The sequence below is a fragment of the Segatella copri genome, from assembly GCF_026015625.1.
In the GTDB taxonomy this organism is placed as follows: Bacteria; Bacteroidota; Bacteroidia; order Bacteroidales; family Bacteroidaceae; genus Prevotella; species Prevotella copri_H.
This window is the reverse complement of the sequence record NZ_JAPDVG010000001.1, coordinates 2,514,046-2,525,508: the sequence shown is the minus strand read 5'-3', so window position 1 is coordinate 2,525,508 and position 11,463 is coordinate 2,514,046. Positions and strand designations below refer to the sequence as shown.

Below are 11,463 nucleotides of genomic sequence, written 5' to 3'. Positions count from 1 at the left end.
TGAGATACTTATATAATTCTTAAAAAGAAAAGAACAATGAAAACGACAATAAAATTATTCAGTCTTGGTTTGGTTTCAGCCTTGGCTTTCAGTTCTTGTAGTGACAGCTTCCTGGAGGAAAAGAAGAACTATGACAATGTAAATAAAGACATCTACAACTATTATGAAGGATGTGATGGTCGTGTAAACGATATCTACAGTTGGTGTTTGCCAGCAACCAACGATTTGACCTGGAAGTATCCTTCTATGGGTAATGCGGATGAGGCTGGTAAGTCTACTGAGGAATACAGTGGTCTCAGTTCTTTTGTAGACCCACAGGTTGAGCTGAGTTCTACCAGTACCACAAATTCGGTTCCTGATTTCTTCATGGGCGACCAGTCCAATATCCAGGCATCTGTATATGGTAGAATCCGTAATGTCAATGATGTTATCCAGGGTATCAGCGGCAGCACTCTTTCTGAGGAACAGAAGAATGAATTGCTCGGTCAGGTATATTTCTTCCGTGCATGGTGCTATTACAACTTGTTCAAGTGGTATGGCGGTGTGCCTCTGGTTAAGGAAACACAGGATCCTGTAGAAAGTTCTGTTACTCCTCGTGCTACGTCTAAGGAGACTTACGAGTTTATTCTCGATGATTTGAACAAGGCTGCTGATATGTTGGCTGCCAAGACAGAGAATGGTCCTGGATGGTCGCAGAAAGGCCGTGTAACAACTGGTACAGCCTTGGCATTGAAGGGTCGTTTGATGCTTTTGTGGTGTAGCCCTCTCTTCAACCGTACTAACGATGAAAACCGTTGGAAGACTGCTTATGAAACCATGAAGGCTGATTTGGAACGTATCAACAAGTGTGGTTATCACCTGTATACTGCCAATGACAATGTGAATGGTTCTGCCTTTGCCAAGATGTTTACCGATGGTGGTAATAATCCTGAGGCTGTGTTCGTTACCTTATACAATAATGTAACAGGTGATGGTCTCGATAATCAGAAGAACAACAACTGGGAGCGTCAGATTCGTCCAGCTAATACAGGTGGTGGCGGTAAGAATGCTTCTCAGATGCTGATTAATATGTTCCCAATGTCAGATGGTAAACTTCCAGAGAGTTGCGATACTTATACCAAGTTGGCACGTTCAGAGAAGACTTTGGATAACGTGACTCCATTCCTGAATCGTGACAAGCGTTTCTACCGTACCTTCGCTTTCCCAGGTTTCCGTTGGGCTTACGATGGTAATGCGTCAGAGCGCGATGCGAACAACCCTTCGGATGGTGCCAACTACGTACTTTGGAACTATGTATGGTATACCAGCATGAATGATGCCGGCAACCCTGAGAGTGGTGAATCTTATGGTGCAGACAACCTGTTGAAGAGCCGTCAGGGTGTATATGTACGCAAGAAGAGTGATGATTTGGATGTCAATTCTACTCCTCTTTATAAGTACGTAGCTCTTGATAAAAAGGGTGCAGCTCCATTCTATTCTGCTGCTCCGTTGATTGAACTCCGTTATGCTGAGGTCCTCCTAAACCTTGCTGAGGTTGCAGCAGGTGCTGGTCATCTGGATGAGGCTGTTGGATATGTTAAGCAGATTCGTGAGCGTGCTGGTTATTCAGCAGCTAATTCTGAGGATGATGGTATCACACCTGCAGCTTACAATGATCAGGCTACCTGTATTTCTCAGATTCTCTATGAGCGCCAGATAGAGTTTGCTTACGAGGGTAAGCGTTTCGATGACCTCCGCCGTTGGATGCTCTTCGATGGTGGTACTGGCAAGGTAGAGGGTGCTCCTTCTACATGGACTTTGACTGGTTGGGGTGGCAATACCTGTACATGGCTTGGCTTCAAGGCTTTGAACGGTCAGCGTCGTGAAAATATCCAGTATCGTGTTGCTGATAAGTATGGCGTAGGTGGTACAACTTTCAATTCTGACCCATTGTTGAAAGCTGGTACTGAGCGTCCTAAGGGTGTTGATCTCCGTGAGGATGATTTGAATACTCAGCTCGAGAACTTGTCTACATGGTATAAGGACAACTTGAAGATGAAGGTACAGAAGGGTGACGGTTACGATTCTAACAAGAATTACCTCTACATGAACTTCCGTCCTAAGTATTACTTCTTAGGCTTCACTTCTGGTGCATCTATCGCCAACAAGGCTTTGCCTCAGACCATCGGTTGGGGTGATTACAACAATGGTGGTGCCAATGGTACCTTCGACCCATTGGCTGAGTAATGTCAAGAGAGGAATGACGATATAGTCATAACATAATATATTAAGGTTGCGGGGTGTGTTCTCTTTTTAGAGAATGCACCCCGTTTTCTGTCTCTGATATTTTCTGTAGGAGAGTGTGTCTAAGTCTGGATAATAGTTGGCGCACAACAGTTGACCACCGCATGCACATCACCTGTTGTGCGACCGGAGATACTAACTATCTCGCCAACATATCCTATCTTTCCCAGCAACATATCCTATGTTTTCCAGCAACAAGAAGAGAGGGTGTGCCATAAGTCCATAATACAGGCTCGCAAGTCCGTTAGGCGTAATAAGTAACGCGAGTCCGCTAGGCGTTCCTGTGGATTTGCAATCCGCAGACAAAAAAGGCTCGACCTCTTTATTGGGGATTTGTAATCCCCAGCCGTAGGCTTTTCATATCTCTAAACTATATTTGCATTTTCGCTTGAGGCGGATTGCAAATCCGCCGGAACGCCTAGCGGGCTTGTCCTCAACTTCTGCCAAGAAGTCTGTTCGCTATAATATGGCTGGCCAGCAGGTGAATGCTTCTTATAAGGGTCTCGTTATCGAGAATGGCAAGAAGTTCGTTCAGAAATAATCTGACGTTATTCGGTTAGAATTTTAAGATAAAAGAAACAATCATAAAAGGGAGCGCATCACTAATGGTTGCGCTCCCTTTTTTGCATCTCTCAGGATGCTGAGTTATATGAAAAATGCACTTTCTAAGGTGCAGATTGCCTTATTGTATGCAAGTTTTCTTCGAACTGATTACCTTGCCATCCTTCAATGTCTTGATGATATAAACACCTGATGGGAGAGAATCGAGATTCTTGCCTTTTCTCACCTTGATACCTGCAGCATTGTATACCTCGTAGCTATCGGCTGCGATTGAGGTCTGAATGTTTTGAATGCCTGTTGCAGAACCATCTGTCAGATAGAAATGGAAGGTGCGGGTATAGGTGCTGATGTTGTCATCATCGCTTACCTTGACAGTATAATCTACGAGCGCCTTGCCACAATCTTCGTTGGCGGTGAAGATATATTCACCCTCGTTGGCACCCGTATCATGACTCATCTTGCTCATCGCATCACCCTTAGCCTCGCATTCAAACTGAGGATTGTTGGTGTAGCCATCTGCGTTTTCATCGGCATTTCCATCACTTACGCCTTTTACTTCCTCCCACCAGTCTGGCATTCCGTCCTGGTCGGTATCCGGGTAATAGCGATGTGGAAAGTACGTTGTAGGGAAGCTACCTGGTCTTTGTCGGTTGCCTTCACCTTGATGTCGATGAGGCAGTCGGCAGCCTTTTTGTTGAGGCTGATGGTGAGGATTCCCTTCTTATTGAGTTTCATCTTGCCTTCCTGTGGCTGGATGCTGTTCTCCAGGGTGAAGACGGGCTGCTGGTTGTAACCGGCGAAATACTGCTTCAGGTCGATAGTCAGCTTATTGCCTGCTGAGGTGATGAAATGTGGTTCTGCAAGCCAGTTGAGATAACGTTCCAGCTGCGTATATTCGCCATCGGTCAGTTCGTTGTTGTCGGCAGCTGACGGGTTGGTACCAGCCAGCTTCTCCCACCAGTCTGGCATTCCATCCTGGTCGGTATCCCAGTTGGCAGGGCGACGGTCGGTGAGTGCTTCAAACTCCTTCCAGGCATCGTTGCCGGCATCCAGGTTATCATCTATCAGTCCCTTCTTGCCGGTCTTGGAACCAACATATTTATAGGTTCCGTTCAAGGTTTCTTCTACCATGCGCTGGTCGTGCTGGTCGATGCAAGGCTGGTTGGCTCCCACATCGCTCAATACGTTCTTGAAGGCAGCGCGGGCACTTTCTACCTTGGCATAGGATGGGAAGAATGGTTTGTCGGTAAATACCTTCCAGTTGACTACCTGTCCGTGAGAAGTGGTATATTTGTAGGTTTCGCCTTCCTTGTCGCTGACCAGTTCTCCATGCTTTCCTGCCACAGCTCCTGCATTCTGTTTTACATCGCCCACGTAGTTTTGGCGGATATTATCGTGCATGTAGTAAGCCTGACTTCCCTGGCCGGTACCTTCCAGCTGTGCATTGAGGATATATTTCATGCTGGTGGCTGGTCCCATCTTGTAATAGTTGCCAACAAAGTTTACCTCGTGGGCTCCTCCGTCGCAGGCACGGTTGCCCCAGTTGTATACTACATTATTAAAGAGGTCGAGCTTTCCAGCATAATATCCGGCTCCGTCTAGTCCGCCACCCATACTCCAGTTTCTTCCTTCGTTGTTGGCAAGCAGGTTGTGGTGGAACGAGCCTACGTTGCCTCCGATGGTTGCAGCATAACCATGTTTGGCATTGACATAATTTTGATGGCCAGCCTGGTTGAGTGCTTCGGAGATGAGGTTGTGCTGGAAAGAGATGTTCTTGCCGTTGCGGCTGGAGAAAGCCTCGTCGATGGTCCAGCCTACCGAACAGTGGTCGATGATGGTATTATCGCAGCCTGCAGCACCCAGTCCGTCGAGGGTAATCGTCTTACCGTTTTTATCGAGATATTTTCCCAGTCGGAGACGGATGAAGCGGAAGATGCCTTCTGAGCCGAAACCGAAAGGATGCTCACGGAGAAGGATTCCCTTGCCGGGTGCAGTCTGTCCGGCTACCGTGATGAATGGATCGGAACAAACCAGACGGTCTTTCAGGTCGATGATGCCGGCAACATCGAAGACGATGGTACGAGGTCCCTTAACCTTTGTGATTCCGTATCGGAGAGAGCCTGGCTGCGGATTCTCAGGGTTATCTTCTAAAGAGGTAACATGATAAACTGAACCGCCACGACCGCCGATAGCAAATCTTCCATATCCCTCGGCACCTGGGAAGGCGAGACGGCGTGGACGGAAGTTCCATACTTCGCCCTCTGAAACCTTGCCGTTGGCATCTACCTCGTCTACACGCCAGTAATAATCGTTGGCGCTGCTGAGACCGGTGACTTCGAAAGCGGCTTCTTCGGTGGTGGCAACCTTCTTCAACTGGTCGGCGCGCTGTCCTATATAAATAAGGTGTTGCTTGGCACCTTCGCCGGCTTGCCAGCGAAGAACAACCTTGCCTCCTTCTGCATTGACGTGAAGATCATCATCGGCAGGATAAGGGTTGAGAACGGTGGCTTTCGGGTTGGCTTTGTCGAATACCAAACCATTGATGGTGAGCGTGTTGTTTGCGTTATCCACACCTTGTAACTGATAGTGGATAACTACAGGCTGGTCGTCGGTTACATCAAATTCAATGTACGACTGGCCGCTCTGCGATGCCTTCATCTCTCTTACGGTCTGCTTAATATCCTGTGCAAGAATCTCCTGCATCATGCTCTTCTGCTGGATACGTTTCTTGCCCTTCTTCACGGTGATTATCTGTTCCTTCTCTCTGGAAACCTGGATAGAAGGAATATTGCCGGTAAGTCCGTCTACGATGTTGTGATAGGCAAGGAGAGAGTGATGCCCCGGTTTCAGACCTCGGATGGTGATGCGGAGCTGGGCATTATCGCCTTTTGACGGATATACTACGATACCATCGCTGGTGAGTCGGTCGCCCAACTGTATGCCCTGCTTAAACCAGTTGGATTTGATAATCTGGTCTTTTACGGGAGTATCGAGTGTAATCTCCAGTCCACCCAGAGCAAACTGGTATGTATTGCCCTGCTTCACGCCAACGGGAGTGAAATTGAGGGCTGTAACTTCAGCAGCCTTTCTGCTGGCGATATTGAAATCAATTTGCTGCGCCTGGCTTGAAAGCGCCATCAGCGAAGCGGCAACTAAGGGGAAGCATCTTCTGTTCTTCATTTTTCAACTTTATGTTTTTTGTTTTATGTTTCAATAAAATAATAGATAAGTAACTTTCGTTTATATATTATAGGTGTAAGACGTTCCTGCGGATGAAATGTCCCCACCTGTTCCCGAAAAAATGCGCATGTTCATTGAGGACAAAAGAAAGGGAAAGGCGTCTTTAAGATATAACGAACAAACAATATTAAAACAATGCAAAGAAGTAAGAAGATTTTCGCTGCGATGGCTTTGACTATCTTGCCAGCAGCAACTTTCGCTCAGTATCCTACTATTACAAAGGAGGCTCAGGCGAAGATTGATTCTATGCAAGCTGCATGGACTGCCCATTCTGATTCTGCTTGGGCTGTGGCTTTCCCTATAGTAAAACAAGAGGCAATGGCAGGACGTCCTTATGTGCCATGGGCTTCCCGTCCATACGATTTGCGCCAGGCTAAGATTCCTGCATTCCCAGGTGCTGAGGGTGGCGGTATGTTTACCTTCGGTGGCCGTGGTGGCAAGGTGCTGACTGTGACCAATCTCAATGATGCTGGTCCTGGTTCTTTCCGTTGGGCTTGCGAACAGGGTGGTGCCCGCATCATCGTCTTCAATGTATCGGGAAATATTGTATTGAAGACTCCAATCATCGTCCGTGCTCCTTATATTACCATCGCCGGACAGACAGCTCCTGGTGAGGGCGTGATGATTTCGGGTGAATCTTTCCAGGTTGATACCCATGATGTCATCGTTCGCCACATGCGTTTCCGCCGTGGTAATACCCATGTATGGTATCGTGAGGATTCTTTCGGCGGTAATCCGGTAGGTAACATCATGATTGACCACTGCTCTTGCGAGTTTGGTCTGGATGAGAATATCTCTTTCTACCGCCATATGTTCGATTTGCACGACGGTAAGCCAAAACGCAAGGTGCCAACGGTGAATGTAACCATCCAGAATACCATCTCTGCCAAGGCACTCGATACTTGGAACCATGCCTTTGGCAGTACAATCGGTGGAGAGAATTCTACCTTCATGCGTAACCTCTGGGCGGATAATACAGGCCGTAACCCTTCTATCGGATGGGGTGGTGTGTTCAACTTCGTGAACAACATCGTTTACAACTGGGTACATCGTACAGCAGATGGTGGTGAGTTCTCAACCATGAGCAACTTCATCAACAACTATTATAAGCCAGGACCTCTTACTCCGAAGGGTGCCATCAGCTACCGTATCGTGAAGAGCGAAAGCCGAAGCAACAAACTCTTCCCTTGGGCTCAGTATGGTCGTATTTATGCTGAAGGAAATATCGTAGAAGGCAACGAGGCTGTAACCAAGGATAACTGGAACGGCGGTATTCAGATTGCTGATAAGGATCTTCCAAATGGAATATCTGCAGATGTAAAGGCTCTGATGCGTTCTAACGAACCATTCGCCATGCCACACATGACCATTATTCCTAAGGACCAGACTTTTGATAAGGTACTTGAGAATGTGGGTGCAACCATTCCTTCCCGCGATATCGTGGACCAGCGCATCGTAGAAGAGGTTCGTACCGGTCAGGCTTACTATGTAAAGAAACTGCCTAAGAAGAATCCATACGGCGACTTCTGGGGATTGGCTAACAAGTCGAAGGCTGAAGATGGCAGTTTTAAGTACCGCCGTCTGGACAAGGAATCCTATAAGTTGGGTATCATCACAGACATCTGCCAGGTTGGTGGATTCCCTAAATATAAGAAGGTGAAGCCTTATGTAGATACAGATGGCGACGGTATGCCTGATGAGTGGGAGATTGCCAACGGCCTGAATCCTAACGACCCTAGCGATGCCAACAAGGATTGCACGGGTGACGGATATACCAATATCGAGAAGTATATCAATGGTATCAGCACCAAGGAAAAGGTGGATTGGACTGACATGAAGAACAACCACGATACCTTGGCTGAGAAGGGAAAACTCCTGTAAAACAGGAATGAATGCCCGGAGTTGTTTCTCCGGACTCATTTCTTAATGCATGACAAGAATATGAAAAAACTTTTGAGAAATAAGTTGTTAGGCGCAGCCTGTCTGCTCTTGCTTCCTTTGGGAGCAGGAGCACAGGTACAGCTCGACAGCGTGGGGCGTGATGCCAAGTATGTGAACAACATCATCGCCCGTTCGCAGAAAATCGTGGATGCGCTGCAACTGACTGATAAAAGCAGCAAGCAGAATGTGCTCCACATCATCTGTAACCGTTATTTCCTGCTGAACGATATCTATGAGAAGTTCGGCAAGAATAAGGTTGGGCGTGATGCGGAACTCTATAAGCACCACTTCGAATTTGCTGCCAATCTGGAAAACTATCTCTCAGAGAAGCAGGTAGAGCAGGTGAAGGATGGTATGACCTTCGGTGTCGTTCCGAAAACCTATCAGGCTCATCTGGAGATGATTCCTTCTCTGAAAGAAAACGAGAAACTCCAAATTCTCAATTGGTTGAAAGAAGCTCGCGAGTTTGCCATTGATGCCGAAAATTCCAAGGCTAAACATGGCTGGTTCGGAAAATACAAAGGACGCATCAATAACTGGCTCACCAAACGGGGCTACGACCTGAAGGCGGAGCGCGAGGGGTGGTATAAGCGTATTGAAGCGGCAAAGAAAAAATAAACAGTTTCCGTAAGGTTATAAAAACTCTGATGAAACAAGAGGTATGAAAAGATTATTTTCTATATGGATATTTACGTTAGTAGGGGTTGTGCAAATCTTTGCGCAACCCTTCGCGTTTGATTTTAGCTACGTGGGCTACCAGCAGAGCGAAAAGGGAATTCCGGATGCGGATGTTGTGGTCTTCGTAAAATGGCAAGATGGTGACCAGAGCGCTCGCATCCAGAAAGCTATCGACTTTGTTTCTGCCAGAAAAGTGGATAAGAAGACGGGACTACGAGGGGCTGTCTTGCTCGACAAGGGCGTATTCGAACTCTCACAGCCACTTCGCATCCAGACTTCGGGCGTGGTGCTCAGAGGTACTGACCGCAACCAGACGGTACTATATAAAAAAGGTGTAGACCGTGGAGCGGTGGTGTATCTAGAAAGCGAAAAGCAGATGCAGACGCTGGGCGAACCCATGAAACTGTCTGCTCCCTGGAAGTTGGGAGAGCGGAAGGTGACGCTGCCTGCCGGCTGCAAGATGGGCGATGAGATACTGATAGTACGTCCTTCTACCAAGGAATGGATTCAGAAGATGGGCTGTGTTGACTTCGGTGCAGGCAAGGATCTGGGCTATTGGGGCTGGCATCCGGGAGAAATCAATGTGCGCTGGACCCGTAGTGTGGTTTCTGATGGAAAGGGAGGATTGCAGTTGGATGCTCCTTTATCCATGTCGCTCGGTCAGGATGATGCGGAATGCTTCGTTCAGCGCATCGCCGGTAATGACTGGCGCTTGAAGAATGTGGGTGTAGAAAATCTCACGATAGATTCTGAATATGATGCTACCAATCCGAAGGATGAAAACCATGCCTGGGAGGGTGTATATATTAATAAGGTGAAAGATGGTTGGGTGAGAATGGTGAATTTCCGCCATCTGGCTGGTTCGGCTGTAGTAACCCAGCGTGATGCTTCCCGTATCACGGTAGAGGATTGCATTTCTCAGGCTCCTGTCTCTGAAATCGGTGGCTACCGTCGTCGCACCTTTCTCTGTATGGGCGAACAATGTCTGTTCCAGCGTTGCTATTCTGAACAGGGCATGCACGATTTTGTGGCTGGTCTCTGTGCAGCGGGTCCTAATGCCTTCGTACAATGTGATGGTTATGAATCGCTGGGTTATAGTGGTGCAGTGGGACCTTGGTGTACAGGATTGCTCTTCGATAATGTGAATATCGATGGCAATGACATCAAGTTCTGCAATCTCGGTCTCGAAGGTTACGGCATCGGATGGAATACAGCCAACAGCCTCGCTTACCAATGTACGGCTGCCGGAATCTTTGCCGACAGCATTCCTGATGGCAGCAACAACCATGTGTTTGCCTGTTGGGCGCAGTTTAACGGTTCTGGCGATTTCCAGCAATGTAACAATCATGCCAAACCATGGAGCCGCTTTGCATCTCTTCTGGAGAAACGCCTGGGTAGGGATGTCTCTGCTCAATGTCGTGTGCTGGAGAGAGAACGCAACAATGTGAGCAATAATCCTACCTATGATGTGGCACAGAAGATGGTGGAAGAGGCGCGCAAACCTCGCATCACCATGCAGATGTGGATAGCAGACTGCGCCCGGTTCATGGCTTCTGTTTCTCCTGTTAGGGCTATGGATGTGGATAAAATCAAGGAACGTTCTAAGAAAAAGGCGGATCTTGCCCATGCCGGGAAGCCTGTCTTCGCGATAAAGGAGGGTAAGATCATGGTGGCTGATACGCTGTTGAAGGGTGCAAGAATGAATACTCCTTGGTGGAACGGACGTGTACGTTACTCGGCTTTCCCTAAGATTGCCGATGCCGTGACCCGTTTTGTGCCGGGAATGGAGGGACAGGGCACTACCACCCGTGTGGATAGTGTGGTGGCTCATCTTCGTGATAAGCATGTGGTGCTCTTCAACCAGAACTACGGCTTGTGGTATGACCGCCGCCGTGATGACCACGAACGTGTGCGCCGCCGTGATGGAGATGTCTGGGCTCCGTTCTATGAACAGCCTTTTGCCAGAAGCGGACAGGGCACGGCTTGGGACGGACTGAGTAAGTATGACCTTACAAAGTTGAATCCGTGGTACATCAGCCGTATTAAGGAATTGGCAGAAAAGGGAGCCAAGAATGGTTTGCTGGTTATCAACCAGCACTATTTCCAGCATAATATCCTGGAGGCAGGTGCCCATTGGGTAGATTGTCCATGGCGCCCGGTCAACAATATCAATGGTACGGTATTCCCTGAACCTGTTCCTTTTGCTGGTGATAAGCGTGTATGGATGGCTGAATACTTCTATAATATAGATAATCCGGTGATGCGCCAGCTGCATAAGCAGTATATCATGAAGATGCTGGATGCCTTTGCTGATGAGCCGAACGTGATTCAGTCGATTGGCGAGGAATATACGGGACCTTATCATTTTACGAAGTTCTGGTTGCAGACCGTTGCCGAATGGGAGGCTAAGACGGGCAAGCATGTCTGGGTGGCTTTGTCGTGCAACAAGGATGTGCAAGATGCCATCCTCCAGGATCCGGAGTTGAGAAAGGTGGTTGACATCATTCATATTGAACAGTGGTATTATACCCAGAAGGGACTTTATGCTCCTGAAGGAGGCAAGAATCTGGCACCTCGCCAGTATCAGCGTCGCCTTCGTCCGGGCAAGGTTACCTATGATGATGTCTTCAAGAGTGTGAGCGAGTATCGTCAGGCTTATCCTGAGAAGGCTGTCATTTACAGTGGGGCTTCGGCACCCGAGAATGGCAAGGCAGTGATGGATGCCGGCGGCTCCTGTCCGAATGTGAAGTAATATGTAAG

Annotated in this window: 6 protein-coding genes; 4 read left to right on the top strand and 2 right to left on the bottom strand. The window is 48.0% G+C overall.

The window, feature by feature from the left end; translation table 11 throughout:
• Positions 1-36: 36 nt before the first annotated feature.
• Complete coding sequence (locus tag ONT19_RS10705; protein ID WP_264951932.1) at positions 37-2,226, top strand: RagB/SusD family nutrient uptake outer membrane protein; 2,190 nt, start codon at positions 37-39, stop codon at positions 2,224-2,226.
• A gap of 739 nt (positions 2,227-2,965) precedes the next feature.
• Here the strand turns inward: ONT19_RS10705 and ONT19_RS10700 are convergent.
• Together ONT19_RS10700 and ONT19_RS10695 are read right to left on the bottom strand one after the other, a co-directional pair.
• Positions 2,966-3,421, bottom strand: coding sequence for a T9SS type A sorting domain-containing protein (locus tag ONT19_RS10700; protein ID WP_264951931.1), 456 nt, complete (start codon positions 3,419-3,421; stop codon positions 2,966-2,968).
• A complete protein-coding gene (locus ONT19_RS10695; RefSeq protein ID WP_264951930.1) occupies positions 3,397-6,024 on the bottom strand; it encodes a hypothetical protein in 2,628 nt (875 codons plus the stop codon). Before ONT19_RS10695 ends, ONT19_RS10700 begins: the two co-directional genes overlap by 25 nt.
• Positions 6,025-6,219: 195 nt before the next feature.
• Here ONT19_RS10695 and ONT19_RS10690 point away from each other — a divergent pair, with 195 nt between their 5' ends.
• From ONT19_RS10690 to ONT19_RS10680, 3 genes are read left to right on the top strand one after another with little or no spacing between them, the layout of a single operon-like run.
• Positions 6,220-7,965 carry a polysaccharide lyase gene (locus ONT19_RS10690; RefSeq protein WP_264951929.1) on the top strand — a complete coding sequence of 582 codons (1,746 nt, stop codon included), beginning with the start codon at positions 6,220-6,222 and terminating at the stop codon, positions 7,963-7,965.
• 60 nt (positions 7,966-8,025) lie between these two features.
• Entirely contained in the window at positions 8,026-8,643 is a 618-nt protein-coding gene (locus ONT19_RS10685; RefSeq protein WP_118151836.1) for a DUF3826 domain-containing protein, read from the top strand.
• 43 nt (positions 8,644-8,686) lie between these two features.
• Positions 8,687-11,455 (top strand): DUF6298 domain-containing protein, encoded by a 2,769-nt coding sequence (locus tag ONT19_RS10680; protein WP_264951928.1) that lies wholly within the window; start codon positions 8,687-8,689, stop codon positions 11,453-11,455.
• Positions 11,456-11,463: the final 8 nt, after the last annotated feature.

Bases quoted from the DNA above. Each gene is read 5' to 3' on its own strand.
- ONT19_RS10705 (WP_264951932.1), top strand. From the start codon at position 37: ATGAAAACGACAATAAAATTATTCAGTCTTGGTTTGGTTTCAGCCTTG.
- ONT19_RS10700 (WP_264951931.1), bottom strand. From the start codon at position 3,421: ATGCCAGACTGGTGGGAGGAAGTAAAAGGCGTAAGTGATGGAAATGCC.
- ONT19_RS10695 (WP_264951930.1), bottom strand. From the start codon at position 6,024: ATGAAGAACAGAAGATGCTTCCCCTTAGTTGCCGCTTCGCTGATGGCG.
- ONT19_RS10690 (WP_264951929.1), top strand. From the start codon at position 6,220: ATGCAAAGAAGTAAGAAGATTTTCGCTGCGATGGCTTTGACTATCTTG.
- ONT19_RS10685 (WP_118151836.1), top strand. From the start codon at position 8,026: ATGAAAAAACTTTTGAGAAATAAGTTGTTAGGCGCAGCCTGTCTGCTC.
- ONT19_RS10680 (WP_264951928.1), top strand. From the start codon at position 8,687: ATGAAAAGATTATTTTCTATATGGATATTTACGTTAGTAGGGGTTGTG.